Annotated in this window: 22 protein-coding genes and 1 other RNA gene; 15 read left to right on the top strand and 8 right to left on the bottom strand. The window is 55.4% G+C overall.

Annotation, left to right across the window (positions count from 1 at the left end; translation table 11 throughout):
* Window positions 1-44 precede the first annotated feature (44 nt).
* A complete protein-coding gene (gene galP, locus USF70_RS11915; protein ID WP_320735653.1) occupies window positions 45-1442 on the bottom strand; it encodes a galactose/proton symporter in 1398 nt (465 codons plus the stop codon).
* 359 nt (window positions 1443-1801) lie between these two features.
* Complete coding sequence (metK, locus tag USF70_RS11910) at window positions 1802-2956, bottom strand: methionine adenosyltransferase (protein ID WP_010435443.1); 1155 nt, start codon at window positions 2954-2956, stop codon at window positions 1802-1804.
* A 663-nt stretch (window positions 2957-3619) separates the two neighbouring features.
* On the opposite strand from metK, the gene yqgB reads away from it, so the two are divergent.
* The 3 genes from yqgB (at window position 3620) to speB (ending at window position 6865) form a co-directional block, all read left to right on the top strand.
* The gene (yqgB, locus tag USF70_RS11900; protein WP_127341063.1) at window positions 3620-3751 is read left to right on the top strand and encodes an acid stress response protein YqgB; all 132 of its coding nucleotides are present in this window, start codon (window positions 3620-3622) and stop codon (window positions 3749-3751) included.
* 8 nt (window positions 3752-3759) lie between these two features.
* Window positions 3760-5736, top strand: a complete 1977-nt coding sequence (gene speA, locus USF70_RS11895) for a biosynthetic arginine decarboxylase (protein ID WP_023309121.1) — start codon at window positions 3760-3762, stop codon at window positions 5734-5736.
* Window positions 5737-5944: 208 nt separating this feature from the next.
* Window positions 5945-6865 (top strand): agmatinase, encoded by a 921-nt coding sequence (speB, locus tag USF70_RS11890; protein ID WP_014071686.1) that lies wholly within the window; start codon window positions 5945-5947, stop codon window positions 6863-6865.
* A gap of 52 nt (window positions 6866-6917) precedes the next feature.
* Here speB and USF70_RS11885 read toward each other — a convergent pair whose 3' ends face one another.
* Entirely contained in the window at window positions 6918-8186 is a 1269-nt protein-coding gene (locus USF70_RS11885; protein WP_094935385.1) for an OprD family outer membrane porin, read from the bottom strand.
* Window positions 8187-8396: 210 nt separating this feature from the next.
* Window positions 8397-9155, bottom strand: coding sequence for a M48 family metallopeptidase (locus USF70_RS11880; RefSeq protein WP_033146602.1), 759 nt, complete (start codon window positions 9153-9155; stop codon window positions 8397-8399).
* A gap of 272 nt (window positions 9156-9427) precedes the next feature.
* Between USF70_RS11880 and tkt the strand changes: the two genes are divergently transcribed.
* The 7 genes from tkt to USF70_RS11845 all read left to right on the top strand — a co-directional run bounded on the left by tkt (window position 9428) and on the right by USF70_RS11845 (window position 17816).
* Window positions 9428-11419 carry a transketolase gene (tkt, locus tag USF70_RS11875; RefSeq protein ID WP_221702983.1) on the top strand — a complete coding sequence of 664 codons (1992 nt, stop codon included), beginning with the start codon at window positions 9428-9430 and terminating at the stop codon, window positions 11417-11419.
* A 340-nt stretch (window positions 11420-11759) separates the two neighbouring features.
* On the top strand, window positions 11760-12779 hold the full coding sequence (epd, locus tag USF70_RS11870) for an erythrose-4-phosphate dehydrogenase (RefSeq protein ID WP_032660071.1): 1020 nt from the start codon (window positions 11760-11762) through the stop codon (window positions 12777-12779).
* A gap of 49 nt (window positions 12780-12828) precedes the next feature.
* The gene (pgk, locus tag USF70_RS11865) at window positions 12829-13992 is read left to right on the top strand and encodes a phosphoglycerate kinase (RefSeq protein WP_023333323.1); all 1164 of its coding nucleotides are present in this window, start codon (window positions 12829-12831) and stop codon (window positions 13990-13992) included.
* Between the two features lie 92 nt (window positions 13993-14084).
* Window positions 14085-15164, top strand: a complete 1080-nt coding sequence (fbaA, locus tag USF70_RS11860) for a class II fructose-bisphosphate aldolase (RefSeq protein WP_032660076.1) — start codon at window positions 14085-14087, stop codon at window positions 15162-15164.
* 186 nt (window positions 15165-15350) lie between these two features.
* A complete protein-coding gene (gene mscS, locus USF70_RS11855; RefSeq protein ID WP_033146600.1) occupies window positions 15351-16205 on the top strand; it encodes a small-conductance mechanosensitive channel MscS in 855 nt (284 codons plus the stop codon).
* Window positions 16206-16348: 143 nt separating this feature from the next.
* Window positions 16349-16984 (top strand): arginine exporter ArgO, encoded by a 636-nt coding sequence (gene argO, locus USF70_RS11850; RefSeq protein ID WP_021242063.1) that lies wholly within the window; start codon window positions 16349-16351, stop codon window positions 16982-16984.
* Between the two features lie 91 nt (window positions 16985-17075).
* Window positions 17076-17816, top strand: coding sequence for an oxidative stress defense protein (locus tag USF70_RS11845; RefSeq protein WP_023309114.1), 741 nt, complete (start codon window positions 17076-17078; stop codon window positions 17814-17816).
* A 48-nt stretch (window positions 17817-17864) separates the two neighbouring features.
* Here USF70_RS11845 and argP read toward each other — a convergent pair whose 3' ends face one another.
* Window positions 17865-18758 (bottom strand): DNA-binding transcriptional regulator ArgP, encoded by an 894-nt coding sequence (gene argP / locus USF70_RS11840; protein WP_008499727.1) that lies wholly within the window; start codon window positions 18756-18758, stop codon window positions 17865-17867.
* 127 nt (window positions 18759-18885) lie between these two features.
* On the opposite strand from argP, the gene rpiA reads away from it, so the two are divergent.
* Both rpiA and serA read left to right on the top strand, forming a co-directional pair.
* Window positions 18886-19545 (top strand): ribose-5-phosphate isomerase RpiA, encoded by a 660-nt coding sequence (rpiA, locus tag USF70_RS11835; RefSeq protein WP_003860091.1) that lies wholly within the window; start codon window positions 18886-18888, stop codon window positions 19543-19545.
* A gap of 266 nt (window positions 19546-19811) precedes the next feature.
* On the top strand, window positions 19812-21044 hold the full coding sequence (serA, locus tag USF70_RS11830; RefSeq protein ID WP_023309113.1) for a phosphoglycerate dehydrogenase: 1233 nt from the start codon (window positions 19812-19814) through the stop codon (window positions 21042-21044).
* A gap of 107 nt (window positions 21045-21151) precedes the next feature.
* On the opposite strand, the gene USF70_RS11825 is transcribed toward serA, so the two are convergent.
* The 3 genes from USF70_RS11825 to zapA all read right to left on the bottom strand — a co-directional run bounded on the left by USF70_RS11825 (window position 21152) and on the right by zapA (window position 22327).
* Window positions 21152-21748: a 5-formyltetrahydrofolate cyclo-ligase gene (locus USF70_RS11825; RefSeq protein ID WP_032660084.1), complete on the bottom strand. Its 597-nt coding sequence runs from the start codon at window positions 21746-21748 to the stop codon at window positions 21152-21154.
* A 24-nt stretch (window positions 21749-21772) separates the two neighbouring features.
* A non-coding RNA gene (ssrS, locus tag USF70_RS11820) (6S RNA) lies at window positions 21773-21956 on the bottom strand.
* Window positions 21957-21997: 41 nt separating this feature from the next.
* Window positions 21998-22327: a cell division protein ZapA gene (gene zapA / locus USF70_RS11815; protein WP_006811891.1), complete on the bottom strand. Its 330-nt coding sequence runs from the start codon at window positions 22325-22327 to the stop codon at window positions 21998-22000.
* A gap of 168 nt (window positions 22328-22495) precedes the next feature.
* On the opposite strand from zapA, the gene USF70_RS11810 reads away from it, so the two are divergent.
* The 3 genes from USF70_RS11810 to ubiH are packed head-to-tail and all read left to right on the top strand — an operon-like array spanning window position 22496 to window position 25594.
* Window positions 22496-23074, top strand: coding sequence for a YecA family protein (locus USF70_RS11810; protein ID WP_029739212.1), 579 nt, complete (start codon window positions 22496-22498; stop codon window positions 23072-23074).
* A gap of 31 nt (window positions 23075-23105) precedes the next feature.
* Window positions 23106-24419, top strand: coding sequence for a Xaa-Pro aminopeptidase (pepP, locus tag USF70_RS11805; protein WP_232938758.1), 1314 nt, complete (start codon window positions 23106-23108; stop codon window positions 24417-24419).
* Window positions 24416-25594 carry a 2-octaprenyl-6-methoxyphenyl hydroxylase gene (ubiH, locus tag USF70_RS11800; RefSeq protein WP_320735652.1) on the top strand — a complete coding sequence of 393 codons (1179 nt, stop codon included), beginning with the start codon at window positions 24416-24418 and terminating at the stop codon, window positions 25592-25594. The genes pepP and ubiH overlap by 4 nt, the downstream gene beginning before the upstream one ends.
* Window positions 25595-25602 lie beyond the last annotated feature (8 nt).

The raw sequence follows: 25602 nt of genomic DNA, 5'->3' as shown, positions 1-25602 counted from the left end.
AAGCGCGAAGCGGGGAGGCGCAAGAGGCGCCTCCCGCATGAGGATTAGTCGTGGGCGCCGATTTCGCGCAGAGGACGACCTTTCATCAGGTTACGTTCAATATGTTCCAGAGAAACGTGTTTGGTTTCTGGAACCAGCCAGATAGTCAGCACAATAAAGAAGATGTTCAGACCAGCGTAGACCCAGAAGGTGTTCGCGTTGCCCAGGGTATTGAGCATGGTCAGGAACGTTGCGCCGACGATCATGTTGGCAATCCAGTTGGTTGCGGTAGAGCAGGTGATACCAAAATCACGCCCTTTCAGCGGCTGGATCTCAGAGCACAGCACCCAAATCAGCGGGCCGGCGCTCATCGCAAACCCGACGATAAACATCAGCAGCATGCCGACCGCAAAGTACTGGGCGGTTGGTGAGTGAATGCCCACATGCATCATGGTACCGAGGACACCCATACCGGCCGCCATCACCAGGAAGCCCAGCGTCAGAGTTGGCTTACGTCCCCAGCGGTCCACCAGACCGATGGCGATAAAGGTCGCCAGCACGTTGGTCAGACCCACGATGACGGTCCCCCACATCTGCTCGGTGGTGTTGGTATAGCCCGCCAGCTCAAAGATTTTTGGCGCGTAATACATGATGACGTTCATCCCGGTGAACTGCTGCATGACCTGAAGCAGCACGCCGAGGAACACCGCGCGGCGGAAGTTGCTGTTCTCTTTAAACAGCGCCCAGCCGGACTGTTTGACCTTCAGGCTTTCGCGGATCTCTTCCAGCTCGTTTTTCGCTTCGGCGCTGGTGTCGCGCAGGCGCATCAGTACGCGTTCGGCATCGTGGAATCGGCGTTTGGCGGCGAACCAGCGCGGGCTGTCCGGCAGGAAAAAGACGCCAATCAGCAGCAGAATGGCCGGGATGATGATCACGCCGAGCATCCAGCGCCATGCGCCGCTGTAGCTAAACGCGGTGTCGGAAAGGTACGCGCCCAAAATACCGATGGTGATCATGAGCTGGTACATCGAAATCATACTGCCGCGGATTTTCTCCGGCGCGATTTCAGACAGGTAAAGCGGGGCGGTATAGGACGCCACGCCCACGGCCAGGCCGAGCAGCACGCGGGAAACCAGCAGAACCTCAACGTTAGGCGCAGCGGCAGAGAAGAGTGAACCGGCAACGAACAGGATCGCGCCGATCATCAGGCTCTTTTTACGCCCGAGCTTGAAGGAGAGCCAGCCGCTGCCGACGGCACCCACTGCGGCGCCAAACATCATGGAGCTGACCACCCACTCCTGGGTGTGAGCGCTGATCTGGAACTCGTCAGTGATGAAAGGTAATGCACCGGCAATCACGCCGATATCCAGGCCAAAAAGTAATCCTGCCAGGGCGGCGAGGAAACAGACGAAGAATGTCATCGCCTTGTTGGACCTACGCCCCTGTTTTTTATTGTCAGGCATTATGCCCTCCAGTTGGGTTATCAGTTTTATTGATGTAAAGGGTAGGTGAGTGACCCGTAAAAATATGTGAGATTAATCACATAGGTGTAATCGGTTACACTAGCGTGCAAACGTAAAAATAATTAAAGCTTTGAAAATATAGAGGTAAACGAGGTGATATGCATCGCGAAAGAACACATTTCAGACTTAACTGAAAGGCGATGTAACAGCAGAAGAAAGGCGATCATGCAAAGAGAATGTTCTGAAAGCGAGGCGCATCCGGTGCGGTGTAATCGGTACCATATGTGCACCTTTGCGGCGCCACCTACAAAAAAAGGCCAGCCCGAAGGCTGGCCTTTTATCACGCAGATGTCAGTCGATTACTTCAGACCGGCAGCTTCACGCAGCAGGGCGGCTTTGTCGGTTTTTTCCCATGGGAAATGTTCACGACCAAAGTGACCGTATGCCGCGGTTTCTTTGTAGATTGGGTGCAGCAGATCCAGCATCTGAATCAGGCCGTATGGACGCAGGTCGAAGAACTCGCGCACCAGCAGCGTCAGCTGTTCTGAAGGCACTTTCTCGGTACCGAAGGTTTCAACCATGATGGAGGTTGGCTCAGCTACGCCGATCGCGTAGGAAACCTGGATCTCACAGCGGTCAGCCAGGCCGGCTGCAACAATGTTTTTCGCCACATAACGTGCCGCGTACGCCGCAGAACGGTCAACTTTAGACGGATCTTTACCGGAGAACGCACCGCCACCGTGACGCGCCATGCCGCCGTAGGTATCAACGATGATTTTACGACCGGTCAGACCGCAGTCACCCATTGGGCCGCCGATAACGAAGCGTCCGGTTGGGTTGATGAAGAATTTGGTCGCAGAGCTCAGCCATTCGGTCGGCAGAACCGGCTTGATGATCTCTTCCATCACTGCTTCCTGCAGGGATTTCTGATCGATATCTTCGGAGTGCTGGGTAGACAGAACCACCGCGTCAATACCGACGATTTTGCCATCGTCATACTGGAAGGTGACCTGGCTTTTCGCATCCGGGCGCAGCCACGGCAGGGTGCCGTTTTTACGCACTTCAGCCTGACGCTGCACCAGACGGTGTGCGTAGGTGACCGGTGCTGGCATCAGCACGTCGGTTTCGTTGGTTGCATAGCCAAACATCAGGCCCTGGTCGCCCGCGCCCTGTTCCAGCGGATCGGCACGGTCAACGCCCTGGTTGATGTCTGGAGACTGTTTGCCAATCGCGCTCAGAACCGCGCAGGAGTTGGCATCAAAGCCCATATCAGAATGCACATAGCCGATCTCACGCACCGTATTACGGGTGATCTCTTCGATATCAACCCATGCGCTGGTGGTGATCTCACCGCCAACCAGAACCATGCCGGTTTTGACATAGGTTTCGCACGCTACGCGCGCTTTAGGATCCTGCGCCAGGATCGCATCCAGCACCGCATCGGAGATTTGGTCAGCAATTTTATCAGGATGTCCTTCTGATACGGACTCGGACGTAAACAGGTGTTTTGCCATGTTTTATTTCACCTAAGAGGAATTTGGTTAGCTCAAGCTGCTGTGCGGAATAGCCAAAGGAGATAATTCTACCAAGGCCTGCAGGTTTTTGACACTGGCAGTATGAGTGTTAATCAGTATAGATGGATTAACATCTGGACGGCTATTTTAGGTCACTTCTTCGCCCGATTTCCAGTTTTTTTTGACTAACCTCTCACTCAGTTGAAATTGCTGCTGGCAATAATTCCTGACGGCCCCGGCAACACGCACATTTATCTTTTGCTTTTTACCCCTGTTCTCGGTATAAAACGCGGCGCGCGGCTCATATAAAATAAGCGCTCGATGAACTCATCGTGTCGCCACTTCCAGCCGGGTTAAGCAGTGAACTTTTAGCTTTGGCTTGTGGTCCGTTTCAACAGAGGCGGCCGTGGAGGTGATACGAGATAATGAACCATCGTTTTCCGCACATTCAGCGCAGCCGTTCTGGCGCGTATTTGATTCCCGCAACCCGCATTTCTAGTCTGCAAACCTGCCGATGTTATACCCATCTCGGCGCTTCTCAGGATTCCAGGGCCGGTCACGCTTTGTGAAAACTGAACAAGGGCGCTCTTGTTAATACAAGAGTTTTCTCGTGGTTTCGCCGAACCTTGTCATACAGAGTTCGGATACGTGTTTTACAATGATATGAATAAGAAACCGGTCGCACGGTCTGGTTTTCAGCATACTCTGCTGGGAAACGGAGCCGTTTATGGGTTGTTATCGCCGTATAACGCTGCGATAGTAGTCAACTGTTTTACACTTATTACAAAGAGTTGAGGTTCGCTATGTCTGACGACATGTCTTCTTTTTCGCCTTCGTCAGCGGGCGAACAGGGTGTACTACGTTCTATGCAGGAGGTTGCGATGAGCTCCGAGGAAGCCAGCAAGATGCTGCGCACTTACAATATTGCCTGGTGGGGCAATAACTACTACGACGTCAACGAACTGGGCCACATCAGCGTCTGCCCGGATCCGGACGTCCCTGAAGCGCGCGTGGATCTCGCGAAACTGGTGAAAGCCCGTGAGGCTCAGGGCCAGCGTTTGCCTGCACTGTTCTGCTTCCCGCAGATCCTGCAACATCGCCTGCGTTCTATTAACGCCGCGTTCAAGCGCGCGCGTGAGTCCTACGGCTATAAAGGCGACTATTTCCTGGTTTACCCGATCAAGGTGAACCAGCACCGCCGCGTGATTGAATCCCTGATCCACTCCGGCGAGCCGCTGGGCCTGGAAGCAGGCTCCAAAGCGGAGCTGATGGCGGTTCTGGCGCATGCGGGCATGACCCGTTCAGTGATCGTCTGTAACGGCTATAAAGACCGTGAATACATTCGTCTGGCGCTGATCGGCGAAAAGATGGGCCACAAGGTCTATCTGGTTATCGAAAAAATGACCGAAATCGCCATCGTGCTGGAAGAGGCCGAACGTCTGAACGTGGTGCCGCGCCTTGGCGTGCGTGCGCGTCTGGCGTCACAAGGTTCCGGTAAATGGCAGTCCTCCGGCGGCGAGAAATCCAAGTTCGGCCTGGCGGCAAACCAGGTGCTGCAGCTGGTGGAAATCCTGCGCGAGCGCGGTCGTCTGGACAGCATTCAGCTGCTGCACTTCCACCTCGGCTCGCAGATGGCCAATATTCGCGACATCGCCACCGGCGTGCGTGAGTCAGCGCGTTTCTACGTTGAGCTGCACAAGCTCGGCGTAAATATTCAGTGCTTCGACGTGGGCGGCGGCCTGGGCGTGGACTACGAAGGGACCCGCTCGCAGTCTGACTGTTCCGTGAACTACGGCCTGAACGAATACGCGAACAACATCATCTGGGCAATCGGTGATGCCTGTGAAGAGAACGGCTTGCCGCACCCGACGGTGATCACCGAATCCGGTCGCGCGGTGACCGCGCACCATACGGTGCTGGTCTCTAACATCATCGGCGTTGAGCGTAGCGAAATCTCCGAGGCGACGCCTCCGGCAGACGATGCTCCGCGTTCCCTGCAAAGCATGTGGGAAACCTGGCAGGAAATGCACGAGCCGGGCACGCGTCGTTCCCTGCGCGAATGGCTGCACGACAGCCAGATGGATCTGCATGACATTCACGTGGGTTATTCTTCAGGCACCTTCAGCCTGCAGGAGCGCGCGTGGGCGGAACAGCTCTACCTGAACATGTGCCATGAAGTGCAGAAACAGCTCGACCCGAGCAACCGCGCGCACCGTCCGATTATCGACGAGCTGCAGGAGCGTATGGCGGACAAGATTTACGTCAACTTCTCGCTGTTCCAGTCGATGCCGGATGCCTGGGGTATCGACCAGCTGTTCCCGGTTCTGCCGCTGGAAGGGCTGAACCACGCGCCGGAACGCCGTGCGGTGCTGCTGGACATCACCTGTGACTCCGACGGTGCCATCGACCACTACGTTGACGGCGACGGTATCGCAACGACGATGCCAATGCCGGAATACGACCCGGAGAACCCGCCGATGCTGGGCTTCTTTATGGTCGGCGCTTATCAGGAGATCCTCGGCAACATGCACAACCTGTTCGGTGATACCGAAGCGGTGGACGTGTTCGTGTTCCCTGACGGCAACGTGGAAATCGAGCTGTCCGATGAAGGAGACACCGTGGCGGACATGCTGGAATACGTTCAGCTGGATCCGAAAAAACTGCTCACTCAGTTCCGCGACCAGGTGAAAAACACCGGTCTGGACGATGCGCTCCAGCAGCAGTTCCTGGAAGAGTTTGAAGCGGGCCTGTACGGGTACACCTACCTGGAAGACGAGTAGGAAAACGCCCTCTCCCACAGGGAGAGGGCGGGGTGAGGGCATCAGACCGCACAATGCCCTATACTCACTTGAACCCGTATGCATTACCGGCGATAATTCGCCCCAATAAGCGATTTACGAATCAATCCCTTCCTCGTCGGGTTTAACGACGCGGAGGGGATTTTTTTTCATCTGTTTTTAATGTATCGACTTTAAAAGAGGTCAGGACATGAGCACTTTAGGTCATCAGTACGATAACTCTCTGGTATCTAACGCGTTTGGTTTTTTACGCCTTCCGATGAACTTCCAGCCGTACGACAGCGACGCTGACTGGGTGATCACCGGCGTGCCGTTCGATATGGCAACATCTGGCCGCGCGGGTGGTCGTCACGGCCCGGCAGCGATTCGTCAGGTTTCCACTAACCTGGCCTGGGAGCATAACCGCTTCCCATGGAACTTTGACATGCGCGAGCGCCTGAACGTGGTGGACTGCGGTGACCTGGTGTACGCCTTCGGCGACGCGCGTGAGATGAGCGAGAAGCTGCAGGCGCACGCCGAGAAGCTGCTGGCTGCCGGTAAGCGCATGCTCTCCTTCGGCGGCGACCACTTCGTGACCCTGCCGCTGCTGCGCGCCCATGCGAAGCACTTCGGTAAAATGGCGCTGGTGCACTTCGATGCACATACCGACACCTACGCGAACGGCTGCGAGTTTGACCACGGCACCATGTTCTTCACCGCGCCGAACGAAGGTCTGATCGACCCGAACCACTCCGTGCAGATCGGCATTCGCACCGAGTTCGACAAAGACAACGGTTTCACCGTGCTGGATGCGGGGCAGGTTAACGATCGCGGCGTCGACGACATCATCGCTCAGGTGAAGCAGATCGTGGGTGATATGCCCGTGTATCTGACCTTCGACATCGACTGTCTGGATCCGGCATTTGCTCCGGGTACCGGTACGCCGGTCATCGGCGGTTTGACCTCAGATCGTGCCATCAAGCTGGTGCGCGGCCTGAAGGATCTGAACATTGTCGGGATGGACGTGGTGGAAGTGGCGCCTGCGTATGACCAGTCCGAGATCACCGCGCTGGCCGCAGCGACTCTGGCGCTGGAAATGCTCTACATTCAGGCAGCCAAAAAAGGCGAATAAGCCTCACCTTGCGTGAAAAAAAACCTCTCTATTGAGAGGTTTTTTATTGCCTTCAGAACACGTTAAACGGGTATTCCACATAAGCCCGGATCTCGTCCCCGCCCACGTTGTACTCGCTGGCGTTGCCGGAGACGCGCAGTACGGAGTAGCGCAGTTTAAGCTTCAGATCCTTCGCCGGACCATCCTGCACCTGGTACTGGATCTGGTTAAACCACTCGTGCTCTTTGCCGTTGCTGGTTTCAGAGGTTTTAATATTATCCCCACGTACGTAGGCAGTGGTCCAGCTCAGGCCCGGTAAGCCAAGACCGCCAAAGTCCAGACCGTAGGATGCCTGCCAGGAACGTTCGTCTTCGCCGTTAAAATCAGACCAGTAGGAGTTCGCCAGCCAGATGGTGTTTCCGCCGTCACCCACGCCGCCCTTGTCACGATAGCCGCCGTAGTTGTAACCGGTGCTGCCGCTGCTCTGCTGGTACGCCACTTTGAACGTGTGAATGTCCCAGATGTAGCTCGCCGCCAGGCTCCAGATGGTGTTGCTGCGGCCCGTGTCGAGGCTGTCCGCGTAACCCTGATCCAGACGGGAGTTATAGCCGTTGAAGTCGAGCACCAGCTGCTGCCCGGTGCTGAACGGCTGTTTGAAGTTCATGCCCAGGTACTGCTTGTTCATCACCTCTTCATTATGAGAGGCGTACAGCGCGCCGCTGAACTGGTCGTTAAACTGATAGCTCGCACCGCCGAAGGAGAGGCTCTTCAGCCCGCTGTCGTGGCGGTCATCGCTTTTACGCTGCTCGTCGGTGAAGTAACCGGCGTTGATTTCCAGACCGTCGATCTCTTTCGAGGTCAGCATGGTGCCGGTGTAGCTTTCAAACAGCAGGCGGGAGCTGTCGGCATTGATGACAGGCAGCTCTGGACGCTGATTTCCGTAGCTCAGCACGGTGTTTGATATACGCATTTTGGCGGTGGCGCCAAACTTTGCCAGATCGGATTTTGCCCGGCCATCCTCTTCCTGTTTAAAGAAGTCGATGCCACCTGCGCCGCTTTTGCCACGGCCGCCGTCCAGGCGCACGCCGTATTGAGCAATACCGTCCACGCCAAAGCCCACCAGCCCTTCGGTATAGCCGGATGCAAACGTGGCGATGATCCCCTGACCCCACTCGGCTTTGTCCTGCTGGCCCTGATGGTAGTCGCGGCTGATATACGCATTGCGTAAAAACAGATCCAGATGGCTGTCGTCAATAAAACCCTGGCTGTCGGATTGCTGGCTTGCAGCGGCAGGTAATGCAGCAAATAAACTTAAAGCAATTAATGATAATTCTTTTTTCACGGAGGGAACGTCTCTGTCTGGATATAGTAATTTGAATAACTGCGGGGGTGATAATTACCGGAAAAAGTGACCTTTGCAATAATTATGTGACCAGACATTTCAAGGTGATAAGGCAGATTTGGCGGGGCTTTCAGGGGTGTTGTCGATACGTGCTGTTAAGTTAACAATTCATGCGAAATAAAAAGGAGGCAAATCTGCCTCCTTCCAAAATTATTTAATTCCGTCTGCGGCCATACGGTCGCGAATATGCTGTGCGCGTTCTTCTGAGGCCGGGTGATCGTCAAACATGGAGCTTTGGCGTCCGGCTTCCAGCTTGGCCAGTTTTTCGAAGCTGGTGGCTAAGCCTGATGGATTAATGCCGCGTTTGCGCAACAGATCGTAGGAGTAGTCATCCGCCTCGGACTCCTGACGCTGTGAGAACTGAGAGTTAACCAGCTTTTCACCCACGTCGCCAAGCTGTGACTGCGACAGGCTGCCAACGATACCGCCCGCAGAGGCCGCCGCTGCGCGGATGGCATTGGTCCCCAGGGCAACCTGCATCCCTTTCTTCACGTGGCCCAGGGCAACGTGGCCCATTTCGTGGCCGATGACCGCTTCCACTTCGTTGTCGGTCATCATGTCCATCAGCCCGCTGTAGACACGGATACAGCCGTTCGCCATCGCGAAGGCGTTGACATCTTTCGCCATGTACACCTTGTAGTTCACGGGCTGGCCGTTGATGTTGTCGCCCAGCGCGGAAGCAATCTTATTCAGACGCTGCGTGTAGGTACTGTTAGCCGACGCAAGCGTGGCTTTTCCGTCCATATCTTTACAGGCCTGGTCGCTCAGCGCTTTCACCTGCGCATCGCTCAGGGAATAGGCCTGAAAGGCCTCTGCACCTGACGTCATCAGACCGTTAGAATCCATATTCTGACAGCCGCTCAGCAGGAGCGTTGTACCCAGGGTCAGCACTATTGCACGCATTTTCATGAGGTTGCTTCCGTACTCGTTAAACTGAATAAAATCCGAAAAGGGCACCGTCAGCGAAGCCGGTGTCGGGCTAAGTATAAGGAATATCTACAGGGCCGGGCGAGCAGATTGCGCAACATGCGAGCATGATCCAGAGATTTCTTAACAAGCAAAAGAATGCTCCATGTACATGACTTGCGGCTTGGGTTACATTGTTGGCACTTTTTTCCGGCGTAGCCCAAAACGCGCTGTCGTCAAGGGCATGGCCTTTAACAGTCCGATCTGGAGTTAAAATGTCCTCACGTAAAGAGCTTGCTAATGCTATTCGTGCGCTGAGCATGGACGCAGTACAGAAAGCCAAATCCGGCCACCCAGGGGCTCCTATGGGTATGGCTGATATCGCCGAAGTCCTGTGGCGTGATTTCCTGAACCACAACCCGCAGAACCCGTCATGGGCTGACCGCGACCGCTTCGTGCTGTCCAACGGCCACGGCTCTATGCTGATCTATAGCCTGCTGCATCTCACCGGCTACGATCTGCCTATCGAAGAGCTGAAAAACTTCCGTCAGCTGCACTCTAAAACTCCAGGTCACCCGGAAGTGGGTTACACCGCTGGCGTAGAAACCACCACCGGTCCGCTGGGTCAGGGTATTGCTAACGCTGTGGGTATGGCGATTGCCGAGAAGACGCTGGCGGCGCAGTTCAACCGTCCTGGTCACGACATCGTAGACCACTTCACCTACGCGTTCATGGGCGACGGCTGCATGATGGAAGGCATTTCTCACGAAGTGTGCTCCCTGGCAGGTACCCTGAAGCTGGGCAAACTGGTTGCGTTCTATGACGACAACGGTATCTCCATCGACGGTCACGTTGAAGGCTGGTTCACCGACGACACCGCAGCACGTTTCGAAGCCTACGGCTGGCACGTAGTGCGTGGCGTTGATGGTCACGATGCTGACTCGATTAAACGTGCAGTGGAAGAAGCGCGCGCGGTGACGGACAAACCGTCCCTGCTGATGTGCAAAACCATCATCGGTTTCGGCTCCCCGAACAAAGCGGGTACTCACGACTCCCACGGTGCGCCATTGGGTGATGCGGAAATCGCACTGACTCGCGAAGCGCTGGGCTGGAAACACCCTGCATTCGAAATCCCGTCTGAGATCTACGCTCAGTGGGATGCAAAAGAAGTAGGCCAGGCGAAAGAAGCGGCCTGGAACGAGAAATTCGCTGCCTATGCGAAAGCGTTCCCGCAGGAAGCGGCTGAATTCACCCGTCGTATGAAAGGTGAAATGCCGTCTGACTTCGACGCGAAAGCGAACGAATTCATCGCTAAGCTGCAGGCGAACCCGTCTAAAATCGCGAGCCGTAAAGCGTCTCAGAATGCGATTGAAGCGTTCGGCCCATGGCTTCCAGAATTCCTGGGCGGCTCCGCTGACCTGGCACCATCTAACCTGACCCTGTGGTCTGGTTCTAAGCCAATCAACGAAAATACTGCCGGTAACTACATCCATTACGGTGTGCGTGAGTTCGGTATGACCGCGATTGCCAACGGTATCTCCCTGCACGGCGGTTTCCTGCCGTACACCTCTACCTTCCTGATGTTCGTTGAATACGCACGTAACGCCGTGCGTATGGCCGCGCTGATGAAACAGCGTCAGGTGATGGTCTACACCCACGACTCCATCGGTCTGGGCGAAGATGGTCCAACTCACCAGCCGGTAGAGCAGGTGGCTTCCCTGCGCGTGACCCCGAACATGAGCACATGGCGTCCATGTGACCAGGTGGAATCCGCGGTGGCGTGGAAATACGGCGTTGAGCGTCAGGACGGTCCAACCGCGCTGATCCTCTCCCGTCAGAACCTGGCGCAGCAGGAGCGTACGCCTGAGCAGCTGGCAAACATCGCTCGCGGTGGTTACGTGCTGAAAGATAGCGCGGGCCAGCCAGAGCTGATCTTCATCGCCACCGGTTCTGAAGTTGAACTGGCTGTTGCCGCGTGGGAAAAACTGACTGCCGAAGGCGTGAAAGCGCGCGTGGTCTCCATGCCGTCTACCGATGCGTTCGACAAACAGGATGCCGCTTACCGTGAATCCGTTCTGCCTAAAGCGGTTTCCGCTCGTGTAGCAGTGGAAGCGGGTATCGCTGACTACTGGTTCAAATACGTGGGTCTGAACGGCGCTATCGTCGGTATGACCACCTTCGGTGAATCTGCTCCTGCAGAACAGCTGTTCGAAGAGTTCGGCTTCACCGTTGAGAACGTTGTCGCGAAAGCGAAAGAACTGCTGTAATCGTTTGTACGGTGCGGGCTGATGCCCTCACCCGAGCCCTCTCCCACGGGAGAGGGTGCAAACACTAAAAAACGGTAACCTCTCGGTTACCGTTTTGCTTTTACCTTGCCGCCATTATTCCACCTAAAATGTGACGCAAGTCATATAGCGCGCTTATTCATCTGGACAGACATTCCTTTTATTCCCCGATTCGCTTATTCTTGCTGAAGCGTTTCAGTCGATTAAATGTTCGACAATTGACCAATCAATCGCAGTTTGTGACAGCAAGGATTCCCCTTCGGGCGTAGCTGGATTACTCTTTCAGCCACCTCAAACTCAGGGATTGCTTTGCAGGAGATCTATGACCGTACGCGTAGCGATTAATGGCTTCGGTCGCATCGGACGTAACGTGGTTCGTGCTTTATATGAATCAGGACGTCGGGCGGAAATAACCGTGGTGGCAATCAATGAACTGGCGGATGCTACGGGCATGGCGCATTTGTTGAAATATGACACCAGCCACGGACGCTTTGCCTGGGACGTACGCCAGGAAAGAGATCGACTTTTTGTTGGTGACGACGCTATTCGTGTGCTGCATGAGAACAGCATCTCCGGGCTACCCTGGCGTGAACTGGGTGTGGATGTGGTGCTTGACTGTACCGGCGTGTACGGCAACCGTGAACATGGCGAAGCGCATCTGGCAGCAGGCGCGAAAAAAGTCCTGTTTTCTCATCCCGGCAGTAACGACCTCGACGCGACCGTCGTGTTTGGCGTCAACCAGCATGAGCTGCAGGCCGAACACCGCATTGTTTCCAACGCCTCCTGTACCACTAACTGCATTATTCCGGTCATCAAACTGTTAGACGATGCGTATGGCATTGAATCCGGCACCGTGACCACGATTCACTCCGCCATGCACGATCAGCAGGTTATCGACGCCTACCATCCGGATTTACGACGCACTCGCGCAGCGAGCCAGTCAATCATTCCGGTGGACACGAAACTGGCTGCAGGGATCACCCGAATTTTTCCGCAGTTTAATGACCGGTTTGAAGCGATTGCCGTGCGTGTTCCGACGATTAACGTCACCGCAATCGACCTTAGCGTGACGGTGAAAAAACCGGTAAAAGCCTGTGAAGTCAACCTGTTGCTGCAAAAAGCGGCACAGGGGGCATTTCATGGTATAGTTGACTATACGGAATTACCGTTGGTCTCAGTAGATTTTAACCACGACCCGCACAGCGCCATCGTCGATGGCACGCAAACGAGAGTCAGTGGCGCACACCTTATCAAGACGCTGGTCTGGTGTGATAACGAATGGGGCTTTGCTAACCGAATGCTCGACACCACGTTAGCAATGGCCGCTCAAGGTTTCAGGTAAGACGCATTGTGCGTCTGCAAAACTTTAAGAATCAACGAGAGGATTCACCATGTCTGTAATTAAGATGACCGATCTGGATCTGGCTGGTAAACGCGTTTTCATCCGTGCCGATCTGAACGTACCGGTTAAAGATGGCAAAGTGACCAGCGACGCGCGTATCCGTGCATCTCTGCCAACCATCGAACTGGCTCTGAAGCAGGGCGCGAAAGTGATGGTCACCTCCCACCTGGGTCGTCCAACTGAAGGCGAGTACAACGAAGAGTTCTCTCTGCTGCCAGTGGTTAATTACCTGAAAGACAAACTGTCCAACCCGGTTCGCCTGGTGAAAGATTACCTGGACGGCGTTGAAGTTGCAGCCGGTGAACTGGTTGTTCTGGAAAACGTTCGCTTTAACAAAGGCGAAAAGAAAGACGACGAAACTCTGTCCAAAAAATACGCTGCACTGTGCGACGTGTTCGTGATGGATGCATTCGGTACGGCTCACCGTGCTCAGGCGTCAACCCACGGTATCGGTAAATTTGCAGACGTAGCGTGCGCCGGTCCTCTGCTGGCTGACGAACTGGAAGCGCTGGGTAAAGCACTGAAAGAACCTGCTCGTCCAATGGTGGCTATCGTTGGTGGTTCTAAAGTTTCTACCAAACTGACCGTTCTGGATTCCCTGTCTAAAATCGCTGACCAGCTGATCGTTGGCGGTGGTATCGCGAACACCTTCGTTGCTGCTCAGGGCCACAACGTGGGCAAATCCCTGTACGAAGCAGACCTGGTTGACGAAGCCAAACGCCTGCTGAGCACCTGCGATATCCCGGTTCCAACTGACGTTCGCGTAGCGACCGAGTTCTCCGAAACCGCAACCGCGACCCTGAAATCTGTTAACGACATCAAAGATGAAGAGCAGATTCTGGACCTGGGCGACGTTTCTGCACAGAAACTGGCTGAAATCCTTAAAAACGCAAAAACTATCCTGTGGAACGGTCCTGTTGGCGTGTTCGAATTCCCGAACTTCCGCAAAGGTACTGAAATCGTTGCTAACGCTATCGCAGACAGCGAAGCGTTTTCTATCGCAGGCGGTGGTGACACCCTGGCAGCAATCGACCTGTTCGGTATCGCTGACAAGATCTCCTACATCTCCACTGGTGGCGGCGCATTCCTCGAATTCGTGGAAGGCAAAGTACTGCCAGCAGTAGCAATGCTCGAAGAGCGCGCTAAGAAGTAAGCCATTCAAGGGCAGGGAAACCTGCCCAATTTTCAGCGCGCTTTTAAGAGCTCGCACCTTTTCTAACGGCCGAAGATACAGGACTAAGCAACATGTCTAAAATTTTTGATTTCGTAAAACCTGGCGTTATCACTGGTGATGACGTACAGAAAGTGTTCCAGGTAGCTAAAGAAAACAACTTCGCTCTGCCAGCAGTTAACTGCGTGGGTACCGACTCCATCAACGCCGTACTGGAAACTGCTGCTAAAGTTAAAGCGCCAGTTATCGTTCAGTTCTCTAACGGCGGCGCTGCGTTCATCGCAGGTAAAGGCGTGAAAACTGACATTCCTCAGGGTGCTGCAATCCTGGGCGCTATCTCTGGTGCGCACCACGTACACCAGATGGCTGAGCACTACGGTGTTCCAGTTATCCTGCACACTGACCACTGCGCGAAGAAACTGCTGCCGTGGATCGACGGTCTGCTGGACGCGGGTGAAAAACACTTCGCGGCTACCGGTAAGCCACTGTTCTCTTCTCACATGATCGACCTGTCTGAAGAGTCACTGCACGAAAACATCGAAATCTGCTCCAAATACCTGGCGCGCATGGCCAAAATGGACATGACTCTGGAAATCGAACTGGGTTGCACCGGTGGTGAAGAAGACGGCGTGGACAACAGCCACATGGACGCTTCTGCACTGTACACCCAGCCAGAAGACGTTGATTACGCTTACACCGAGCTGAGCAAAATCAGCCCACGCTTCACCATCGCAGCGTCCTTCGGTAACGTACACGGCGTTTACAAACCAGGTAACGTGGTTCTGACCCCGACCATCCTGCGTGATTCTCAGGAATATGTTTCCAAGAAACACAACCTGCCGCACAACAGCCTGAACTTCGTCTTCCACGGCGGTTCCGGTTCTTCTGCTCAGGAAATCAAAGACTCCGTAAGCTACGGCGTAGTGAAAATGAACATCGATACCGACACCCAGTGGGCAACATGGGACGGTATCCTGCAGTACTACAAAACCAACGAAGCTTACCTGCAGGGTCAGCTGGGCAACCCGAAAGGCGAAGACCAGCCGAACAAGAAATACTACGATCCACGCGTATGGCTGCGCGCTGCCCAGACTTCTATGATTACTCGTCTGGAGCAGGCATTCAAAGAACTGAACGCGGTAGACGTTCTGTAATTTGAGCTGCTAACAGCATCAGAAGGCCCGCAAATGCGGGCTTTTTTTTATGCTTTTTCAATACTCTGCCAGGCCGGTTTTTGTGATCTGTTTGGCAATACTTGCGCTTTTTGTTTACCCTTTACGGACCTGCCTGTCTCCATGGGGGATGGATTTTGTGTTTTGGTATAACAAAAGGAAGAATAAATGGAACAACTCGATGTTGTAGACAGCATCAATAACGCCGGTAACTGGCTGGTGCGCAACCAGGCGCTGCTGCTGAGCTATGCCGTGAATATCGTCGCGGCGATTGCCATCATCATCGTCGGGATGATCGTGGCGCGCATTGTATCGAACACGGTTAACCGCGTAATGCTGGCACGTAATATTGACGCCACGGTGGCTGACTTCCTCTCCGCGCTGGTGCGCTACGGCATTATCGCCTTTACGCTGATTGCGGCGCTGGGCCGTGTGGGCGTGCAGACCGCCTCCGTCATTGCCGTTCTCGGTGCCGCCGGTCTGGCTATTGGTCTGGCGCTGCAGGGCTCGCTGTCAAACCTGGCGGCTGGCGTTCTGCTGGTCACCTTCCGTCCGTTCCGCTCCGGCGAATACGTTGACCTTGGCGGCATTGCCGGAACCGTGCTACAGGTGCAGATTTTCTCAACGACCATGCGTACCGTCGATGGTCGCATCGTGGTCGTGCCTAACGGGAAAATCATCGCGGGCAACATCATTAACTTCTCCCGTGAACCGGTGCGTCGTAACGAGCTGATTATCAGCGTGGCGTACGACTCCGACATCGATCAGGTGAAGTCGCTGATTAGCAACATCATCGCCTCAGACGATCGCATTCTGAAAGATAAAGAGCAGACGGTTCGCCTGAACGAGCTGGGCGCTTCCTCCATTAACTTCGTGGTGCGTATCTGGAGCAAAAGCAGCGATCTGCAAAACGTGTACTGGGACGTTCTGGAACGCATTAAGCGCGACTTCGACGCCAACGGCATCAGCTTCCCGTACCCGCAGATGGACGTAAACGTCAAAAAAGTCAAAGAAGCCGAATAACTTCTTGCCGGCCCGGTAAGCGTTAGCGCCACCGGGCTTTATTTTTATAAGTGCTGCTAATCCCCAATTAATATTATCAATTTCCTCTAATGTGATTCGCGCAGTATAGTCTCCTTCCTGGACAATACTGTGAGAATTTCGTCATGTTATCTTATTACTTTCAAGGGCTTGCCTTAGGTGCGGCCATGATCCTTCCCCTTGGCCCGCAAAATGCGTTTGTGATGAACCAGGGCATTCGCCGCCAGTATCATCTGATGATTGCCCTGCTGTGCGCGGTAAGCGATTTACTGCTGATCTGTGCCGGGATTTTTGGCGGCAGCGCATTGCTCATGCAGTCTCCCTGGCTGCTGGCGCTGGTCACCTGGGGCGGCGTGGCGTTTCTGCTCTGGTACGGTTTTGGTGCACTGAAAACCGCGATGAGCAGCAACCTCGAACTGGCGAGTGCGGAAGTCATGAAGCAGGGCCGCTGGAAGATTATCGTCACCATGCTGGCGGTCACCTGGCTTAATCCGCATGTTTATCTGGACACCTTCGTGGTGCTGGGCAGCTTGGGCGGGCAGCTGGACGTTGAGCCGAAACGCTGGTTTGCGCTGGGTACGGTTAGCGCCTCTTTCCTCTGGTTCTTTGGTCTCGCCATTCTGGCTGCATGGCTGGCTCCTCGTCTGCGTACGGCCAAAGCCCAGCGCATCATTAATACGCTGGTGGGGCTGGTGATGTGGTTTATTGCTTTTCAGCTGGCAAAAGAGGGGATTCACCACGTACAGGAATTGTTCAACTAATCCTTGTCTTATGGACAACTGAACAAGACCCGCTAAGCTTGCTGGCATGCGCCCTGTTAATGGGCACTCTTCGCAACATGGAGGAATAACAGTGAAGTTTAAGGTGATGGCCCTGGCGGCATTAGTAAGTTTTGGTGCGGTGTCGGTGCAGGCAAGTGAACTGCCGGATGGCCCGCACATCGTCACTTCAGGCACCGCAAGCGTGGACGCGGTACCCGATGTCGCAACGCTGGCAATTGAAGTCAATGTATCTGCGAAAGATGCGGCATCTGCCAAGAAGCAGGCTGACGATCGTGTTGCGCAATACCTCTCTTTCCTCGAGCAGAACGGTGTCGGTAAAAAAGATATCAACTCCGCGAACCTGCGTACTCAACCCGATTACGACTACCAGAATGGTAAAAGCATCCTGAAAGGCTACCGTGCCGTGCGTACCGTCGAAGTGACCGTGCGTCAGCTGGATAAGCTTAACTCGCTGCTGGATGGCGCGCTGAAGGCGGGTCTGAACGAAATTCGTTCCGTGTCGCTGGGCGTTGCGCAACCGGAGAAATACAAAGACGAAGCGCGTAAAGCGGCGATTGATGATGCCATTCACCAGGCGGAACAGCTGGCTTCTGGCTTTAAGAGCAAGCTCGGCCCGGTTTACAGCGTGCGTTACCACGTCTCTAACTACCAGCCAAGCCCGATGGTGCGGATGATGAAGGCTGATGCAGCCCCGGTGTCTGCTCAGGAAACTTACGAGCAGCCAACCATCCAGTTTGACGATCAGGTGGATGTGGTGTTCCAGCTGGAGCCAACTCAAACTCAGCAAACTGAGGCGGCTAAGGCGCAGTAATTTGCCCTCACCCTAACCCTCTCCCGCAGGGAGAGGGAATTCAATCGATTAATCCTGTCTCAACACCTTGTGCCCGTAGGCCAGCAGCGCGTCGGTGACGTTGCGCATCATGCGGCTTTCTGGCGCAAACCGGTGCCAGTAGAGCATCCGGCGCTGATATAGCCCCGGCGTGAGGTCAATCAGCTCACCGCTTTTCAACTCTTTCTCAATCTGCAGATGCGGGATCATGCAGCAGGTGGTGCCCTGACGCGCAAGCTGCACAAAGGCTTCAGACGAGTTGACGATATGGCACGGCACGCTGCCCGGCGGCAGATCGAAGTTTTGCTGCAGGAACGCCTGATGCATATCGTCCAGATGGTCGAACGCCACGGCAGGGGCTTTCAGCAGCGCGGCGCGGGTGACGCCGTTCGGGAAGTAGCGCTCTGCAAAGGCTTTTGAACCCACAAACAGGTAGTCCAGCGCGCCCAGCTGATCGACAAGACAGCTTGGCAAGGCCTGAGGCTGGATACTGACCGCCCCAACCACTTCACCGCGACGCAGGCGTTCCTGGGTACGGGTTTCATCTTCAACCTGTAAATTCAGACGGATAGGGGAATCCGCTAATACCGGCGCAAGGGCCGGCAGCAGCCAGGTTGCCAGGCTGTCGGCGTTGACCGCCAGAGAGAGCAGCAGCGGCGTAGAGCCCGTTTGTTCGTCACCCAGCCACTCGTCTTCCAGCAGTTCAACCTGGCGCAGCAGGGCGAGAAGTTTTTGCCCTTGCTCGGTTGGACGTGGCGGCACGGTACGCACCAGCAGCGGCTGGCCGAACATGTTTTCAAGCTGTTTGATACGCTGTGATACGGCGGACTGGGTGATGCAAAGCTTTTGCGCCGCGCGCTCAAAACCGCGTTCACGAATAACTGCATCAAGTGCCTGTAGTGTTCTGTAGTCCGGACGTTTCATTGCTCTGGCTGGCTCCTTAATTTTGCTTATTCTGCACTATGACACAATTTTCCCTTCGTGGCAGACGAATTCCATTCGACGTGTTCTATAATGCGCCCTGAGTTTTCACACCACAGGCAAAACGATCATGACGCAGGATGAACTGAAAAAAGCAGTAGGATGGGCCGCTCTCCAGTACGTGCAGCCGGGTACCATTGTCGGTGTCGGTACGGGATCAACCGCGGCACACTTTATCGATGCGCTGGGCACGATGAAGGGGCAAATCGAGGGCGCGGTTTCCAGCTCTGATGCTTCCACGGAAAAGCTGAAAAGCCTCGGCATTACCGTTTTCGATCTCAACGAAGTGGATCGTCTGGGGATTTACGTTGATGGCGCGGATGAAATCAACGGCCACATGCAGATGATCAAAGGCGGCGGCGCGGCGCTGACGCGTGAAAAAATCATCGCCTCCGTTGCGGACAAGTTCATCTGTATCGCGGACGCCTCCAAGCAGGTCGACATTCTGGGTAATTTCCCGCTGCCGGTCGAAGTGATCCCAATGGCCCGTAGCGCGGTTGCCCGTCAGCTGGTGAAGCTGGGCGGTCGCCCGGAATACCGTCAGGGCGTAGTCACCGACAACGGTAACGTGATCCTCGACGTTCACGGTCTGGAAATTCTTGACGCGATTGCGCTGGAAAATGCCATCAACGGTATTCCAGGCGTAGTGACCGTAGGGCTATTCGCCAACCGTGGCGCGGATGTGGCGCTGATCGGCACCGCTGACGGCGTGAAAACCATCGTAAAATGATCTGACGGGGGGAGTCCTCCCCCCGCTAAAAAATTTTTGAAAAGCTAAATTCGGTGACTTGTGTCACGTTTTTACGCCTCTTTTGCCGATCCTGCCGCGTTTGTAAATTTCCATAGCATTTTCCTCTGACATTTTGCTCTGTATGACTTTTCTTCAGAGTGCCGACGCAAACGTTCATATTGCTGCAATAGTTTTTTTTGATATGTTGGCTACAGCGGATTCATATCCAGCACAACATCAGTTCAGACAAAAACAGGGTCGGGTAAATGGCAAAGGTATCACTGGAGAAAGACAAGATTAAATTCCTGCTGGTCGAGGGCGTGCATCAAAAAGCAATCGATAGCCTTCGTGCGGCAGGTTACACCAACATCGAATTTCACAAAGGCGCGCTCGATACCGAAGAGCTGAAAGCGTCCATCCGTGATGCCCACTTCATTGGCCTGCGATCCCGTACTCACCTGACTGAAGAGGTTATTGCCGCGGCGGAAAAGCTGGTGGCTATCGGCTGCTTCTGCATCGGTACCAATCAGGTTGACCTGAATGCCGCCGCCAAACGCGGTATTCCCGTCTTCAACGCCCCGTTCTCCAACACCCGTTCCGTGGCGGAGCTGGTGATTGGCGAACTGCTGCTGCTGCTGCGCGGCATTCCTGAAGCGAACGCCAAGGCGCACCGCGGCGTGTGGAACAAGCTGGCGTCCGGCTCATATGAAGCACGTGGTAAAAAACTGGGGATTATCGGTTACGGCCACATCGGTACGCAGCTCGGTATTCTGGCGGAATCCCTGGGTATGCACGTGTTTTTCTACGATATCGAAAGCAAGCTGCCGCTGGGTAACGCTACCCAGGTTCAACACCTTTCTGACCTGCTGAACATGAGCGACGTGGTGAGCCTGCACGTGCCGGAAAATGCGTCCACCAAAAACATGATGGGCGCGGAAGAGCTGGCGCTGATGAAGCCGGGCTCACTGCTGATCAACGCCGCGCGCGGTACGGTTGTCGATATCCCGGCCCTGGCGGATGCGCTGAAGCGTAAGCACCTGGCGGGCGCGGCCATCGACGTCTTCCCGACGGAGCCAGCGACCAACAGCGATCCGTTTACCTCTCCGCTGTGCGAATTCGACAACGTGATCCTGACGCCGCACATCGGCGGCTCTACCCAGGAAGCGCAGGAGAATATCGGCCTGGAAGTAGCGGGTAAGCTGAGCAAATATTCCGACAACGGTTCTACGCTCTCTGCCGTGAACTTCCCGGAAGTGTCTCTGCCGCTGCACGGTGGTCGTCGTCTGCTCCACATCCACGAAAACCGTCCTGGCGTGCTGACCGCCATCAACCAGATCTTTGCCGAGCAGGGCGTCAACATTGCCGCGCAGTATCTGCAAACGAACTCGCAGATGGGCTACGTGGTCATTGATATCGAAGCGGATGACGATGTTGCTGAGAAAGCGCTGCAGAGCATGAAGGCGATTCAAGGGACGATTCGCGCGCGTCTGCTGTACTGATGGTGCGAGATAAATGCAAAACGGTAACGATAGTTACCGTTTTTTATGTTTTCACCCTCTCCCTGTGGGAGAGGGCTGGGGTGAGGGCATCACGCCGCACGTTTGATTCACCACTCCCACAACTTTGATGGCGTCACTACCGCCGGCAACGGCACATCCCATTTCTCCACCGGCAACGCCTCTACGCCCTGACAATCATGCGCATAACCCACCGGCTGCAACCCGTACTGCTGCCAGTTTTGCAGCGTCCGGTCGTAAAAACCGCCGCCCATCCCTAAACGCTGGCCCTGTTCATCAAACGCCACCAGCGGCGTAATCAGCACATCCAGCTGTGACAGCGGGAGCACGTCGCGCACGTCGAGTTTCGGCTCGGTGATTTTCAGGCGATTCACCACCAGCTCGCTGTGGGGGTGATAGTGCAGAAACAGCAAATTACCTTCGCTGAACGGGTGCAGCACCGGCAGATAGACCTTCTTCCCGGCGCGCCAGAGCTGCTCTATCAGCGGTTGGGTATCCAGCTCTCCATCAAATGACAGAAACAGCGCAACGGTGTGCGCCATCACGACAGGGGGATACGCCATCATACGGGCGGCGGCCTGCTGGGCAAAATGCGCTTGCTGATCGGCGGTTAACGCACGGCGGCGCTGACGAATTAACTGACGGATGTCCTGGCGTGAAGCAGAAACTTCAGGGAATTGGGTCATGGTAGTCGGTAGAAGAAAAGAGAGGGAATCTCCGAGATGCCGCCGCAGGCTGTAACCCTTGAACCCTTGGTTCAAGGTGAATGTGTCGTCATAGTTTTAAGGCTTCTCGGACGGACCGAGCATGCTCACCAACCATGGAGCGCCACATTCTTGTGGTATGAAATATCGGCTCAGGGGACTGGCCCGCTTGCGAACATCTCAGAGAAATTTTGTCTTCACAGTTACTCTACCATAGTCAACTGAGAAGTGTTATTCAAACTTTGGTCCCGGTCTTTCGGGATTGCGACCTTGATCAAGCAATGCCTGTTCTATGGTCTGCTGGAGCATTTTAATGCGCTGCTCCATGCTTGCCGCGTAGTCGCGGGTCTTCGCTTTTTCCTGAGTCAGTTCATAGCTGATGTTCAACGCGGCGATGAAAACCAGCTGCTCAGTATTTGTGACTCTAGTGCGTTCTTTTAGATCTTGCAACCGCTGATTCAAATCGTCCGCTGCCTGATTCAAAGCATCCCTTTGTTCAGGCGGACAATTCACTCGCAGTGAACGGCCAAAAATCTGGAGATCGACGGGTTGTGCAGACATGCCACCTTCCTGCTGATTGACTGCGCTGCCTTCGCTTACTGCCCCGGGGGCTGCGAAGGGGCGACACTATAGCTACCCTGATGTGAAGATACAAGCCCTTTTCTGGTATCACCAGGGTCCAAAGTGGTAGCATATCATGAAACTTCCCCCCTTTGATGACGAATGCTCATGTCTATACAGAACGAAATGCCTGGTTACAAGGATTTAAACCAGTTACTGAACCAGCAGGGAGTCGGTTTAACCCCTGCCGAAATGCACGGTCTGATCAGTGGCATGCTGTGCGGCGGAAACAGCGACAGCTCATGGCAGCCGCTGATCCACGACCTCACGAATGAAGGGCTGGCGTTTGGTCACGAGCTGGCGGAAGCGCTGCGTAAAATGCACGCCGCAACCAGCGATTCGCTGGAAGACGATGGCTTCCTTTTTCAGCTTTATCTGCCTGAAGGCGACGACGTCAGCGTGTTCGATCGCGCCGATGCGCTGGCCGGCTGGGTAAACCACTATCTGCTGGGGCTGGGCGTGACGCAGCCTAAACTGGATAAAGTGACCGGCGAAGCGGGTGAAGCGATTGACGACCTGCGTAACATTGCCCAGCTCGGCTACGATGAAGACGAAGACCAGGAAGAGCTGGAAATGTCTCTTGAAGAGATTATCGAGTACGTGCGCGTGGCGGCACTGCTGTGCCACGACAATTTCACGCGCTCACAGCCGACCGCGCCGGAAGTCCGCAAGCCAACCTTACATTAAGAAAAATAACGCACAGGAGGGTGTCATGGTTATCTCGAGTCAAGAGTATTCGCGCCGCCGTCAGGCGCTGCTGGCAACAATGCAGCCGGGCAGCGCCGCGCTGATTTTTGCTGCGCCCGAAGTCACGCGCAGCGCCGACAGCGAATACCCCTATCGCCAGAGCAGCGATTTCTGGTACTTCACCGGCTTTAACGAGCCGGAAGCGGTGCTGGTGCTGATTAAGAGCAATGACACCCACAACCACAGCGTGATTTTCAACCGCGTGCGCGATCTGACGGCCGAAATCTGGTTTGGTCGCCGCCTGGGCCAGGAGGCCGCACCGGCGAAGCTGGGCGTTGACCGTGCTCTGGCGTTTAGCGAAATCAACCAGCAGCTCTATCAGCTGCTTAACGGCCTCGACGTGCTCTATCACGCGCAGGGTGAATATGCGTACGCCGATGAGATTGTTTTCACCGCGCTGGATAAGCTGCGCAAAGGCTCGCGGCAGAACCTGTCCGCGCCGGCCACGCTGACGGACTGGCGTCCGGTGGTGCATGAAATGCGCCTGTTCAAGTCTGAAGAAGAGCTGAATTTGATGCGTCGAGCGGGCGAAATCAGCGCCCTGGCGCACACCCGCGCCATGGAAAAGTGCCGTCCCGGGATGTTCGAATACCAGCTGGAAGGCGAAATTCATCACGAATTTAACCGCCACGGCGCGCGTTATCCCTCCTACAACACCATTGTTGGCGGCGGAGAAAACGGCTGCATTCTGCACTACACCGAAAACGAAAGCGCGCTGCGCGACGGCGATCTGGTGCTGATTGACGCCGGTTGCGAATATCAGGGCTACGCGGGAGACATCACCCGTACTTTTCCGGTGAACGGTAAATTCTCACCGGCACAGCGCGCCATTTACGACATCGTTCTCGAGTCGCTTGAGACGGCGCTCAGGCTGTATCGTCCCGGTACCTCCATGCAGGAAGTGACCGGCGAAGTGGTGCGCATCATGATTACCGGTCTGGTCAGGCTCGGGATCCTGAAAGGGGAGGTCGATATCCTGATCGCTGAAAATGCGCATCGACCGTATTTCATGCACGGCCTAAGCCACTGGCTGGGGCTGGATGTGCATGACGTTGGCGCGTACGGCACCGACCGTTCGCGCGTGCTGGAGCCGGGCATGGTGTTAACCGTGGAGCCAGGCCTGTATATCGCACCGGATGCCGACGTGTCTGAAGAGTACCGCGGAATTGGCATTCGCATCGAAGACGACATCGTGATCACCGAAACCGGTAACGAAAACCTGACCGCGAGCGTCGTGAAAAACGCTGACGATATCGAGGCGCTGATGGCAGCGGCACGCGCATGAGCGTGATTATCGTTGGCGGCGGCATGACCGGGGCCACGCTGGCGCTGGCCATTTCGCATTTGACGAAGGGGCAGCTTCCGGTGCACCTGGTTGAAGCTATCGCACCGCATGCGAAGAATCATCCCGGTTTTGATTCCCGCGCTATTGCCCTGGCGCAGGGTACCTGCCAGCAGCTGTCCCGTATTGGCATCTGGCAGGCCATCGCCGATTGCGCGACGGCAATTAAAACCGTTCACGTAAGCGATCGCGGCCATGCTGGCTTTGTCACGCTGGACGCGCAGGATTACCGCATTGACGCGCTGGGTCAGGTTGTCGAGCTGCACGACGTCGGATTGCGTCTGTTTCGTCTGCTCCAGGATGCGCCGGGCGTCACGCTGCATTGTCCGGCGCGCGTGGCCAGCGTGAGCCGCAGTGAGGCGTCGGTCAGCGTAACGCTGGAAAACGGCACCGTGCTTGAAGGCCAGCTTCTGGTCGCCGCGGACGGCTCGCGCTCATCGCTCGGCGCCCAGTGTGGCGTGGAGTGGCGTCAACAGCCTTACGGGCAGGTTGCGGTCATTGCCAACGTCTCTACCGCAGCTGAACACCACGGAAGGGCGTTTGAACGCTTTACGCAGCATGGCCCGCTGGCGATGCTGCCGATGTCGGACGGGCGTTGTTCCCTGGTCTGGTGCCACCCGCAGGATAAGGCCGAAGAGGTTAAAGCCTGGTCAGACGAACGTTTTTGTACCGAGCTGCAGAAAGCCTTTGGCTGGCGGCTGGGGCGTATTACCCATGCTGGACAGCGGGCGATTTACCCGCTTTCGCTGACTACTGCCTCTCAGTCCATCTCGCATCGTCTGGCGCTTGTCGGTAATGCCGCGCAGACGCTGCACCCCATCGCGGGGCAGGGGTTCAACCTTGGCCTGCGGGATGTCATGAGCCTGGCGGAAACCCTGTCTCAGGCATGGGGCGAACAAAAAGACTGTGGCGCATACCCGGTGCTCAGCCATTACCAGAAGCGCCGCCAGGCGGATAAAGAGGCGACGATTGGCGTCACCGACGGCTTAGTCCATCTTTTTGCCAATCGCTGGGCACCGCTGGTTGCGGGTCGCAACCTCGGGCTAATGGCGATGGAATTATTCATTCCGGCACGTGACGTGCTGGCGCAGCGGACTCTTGGTTGGGTCGCGCGTTAAGGAGTTAT

This window comes from Enterobacter sp. 237C8 (assembly GCF_034106865.1).
Taxonomy (GTDB): Bacteria; Pseudomonadota; Gammaproteobacteria; order Enterobacterales; family Enterobacteriaceae; genus Enterobacter; species Enterobacter asburiae_B.
Note: the sequence above shows the minus strand (reverse complement) of the source record. Positions and strands in the feature narration are given on the sequence as shown.

Bases quoted from the DNA above. Each gene is read 5' to 3' on its own strand.
- pgk (WP_023333323.1), top strand. From the start codon at position 12,829: ATGTCTGTAATTAAGATGACCGATCTGGATCTGGCTGGTAAACGCGTT.
- argO (WP_021242063.1), top strand. From the start codon at position 16,349: ATGTTATCTTATTACTTTCAAGGGCTTGCCTTAGGTGCGGCCATGATC.
- USF70_RS11810 (WP_029739212.1), top strand. From the start codon at position 22,496: ATGTCTATACAGAACGAAATGCCTGGTTACAAGGATTTAAACCAGTTA.
- speA (WP_023309121.1), top strand. From the start codon at position 3,760: ATGTCTGACGACATGTCTTCTTTTTCGCCTTCGTCAGCGGGCGAACAG.
- fbaA (WP_032660076.1), top strand. From the start codon at position 14,085: ATGTCTAAAATTTTTGATTTCGTAAAACCTGGCGTTATCACTGGTGAT.
- argP (WP_008499727.1), bottom strand. From the start codon at position 18,758: ATGAAACGTCCGGACTACAGAACACTACAGGCACTTGATGCAGTTATT.
- USF70_RS11825 (WP_032660084.1), bottom strand. From the start codon at position 21,748: ATGACCCAATTCCCTGAAGTTTCTGCTTCACGCCAGGACATCCGTCAG.
- USF70_RS11880 (WP_033146602.1), bottom strand. From the start codon at position 9,155: ATGAAAATGCGTGCAATAGTGCTGACCCTGGGTACAACGCTCCTGCTG.
- epd (WP_032660071.1), top strand. From the start codon at position 11,760: ATGACCGTACGCGTAGCGATTAATGGCTTCGGTCGCATCGGACGTAAC.
- ubiH (WP_320735652.1), top strand. From the start codon at position 24,416: ATGAGCGTGATTATCGTTGGCGGCGGCATGACCGGGGCCACGCTGGCG.
- yqgB (WP_127341063.1), top strand. From the start codon at position 3,620: ATGAATAAGAAACCGGTCGCACGGTCTGGTTTTCAGCATACTCTGCTG.
- serA (WP_023309113.1), top strand. From the start codon at position 19,812: ATGGCAAAGGTATCACTGGAGAAAGACAAGATTAAATTCCTGCTGGTC.
- mscS (WP_033146600.1), top strand. From the start codon at position 15,351: ATGGAACAACTCGATGTTGTAGACAGCATCAATAACGCCGGTAACTGG.
- tkt (WP_221702983.1), top strand. From the start codon at position 9,428: ATGTCCTCACGTAAAGAGCTTGCTAATGCTATTCGTGCGCTGAGCATG.
- speB (WP_014071686.1), top strand. From the start codon at position 5,945: ATGAGCACTTTAGGTCATCAGTACGATAACTCTCTGGTATCTAACGCG.
- rpiA (WP_003860091.1), top strand. From the start codon at position 18,886: ATGACGCAGGATGAACTGAAAAAAGCAGTAGGATGGGCCGCTCTCCAG.
- metK (WP_010435443.1), bottom strand. From the start codon at position 2,956: ATGGCAAAACACCTGTTTACGTCCGAGTCCGTATCAGAAGGACATCCT.
- zapA (WP_006811891.1), bottom strand. From the start codon at position 22,327: ATGTCTGCACAACCCGTCGATCTCCAGATTTTTGGCCGTTCACTGCGA.
- galP (WP_320735653.1), bottom strand. From the start codon at position 1,442: ATGCCTGACAATAAAAAACAGGGGCGTAGGTCCAACAAGGCGATGACA.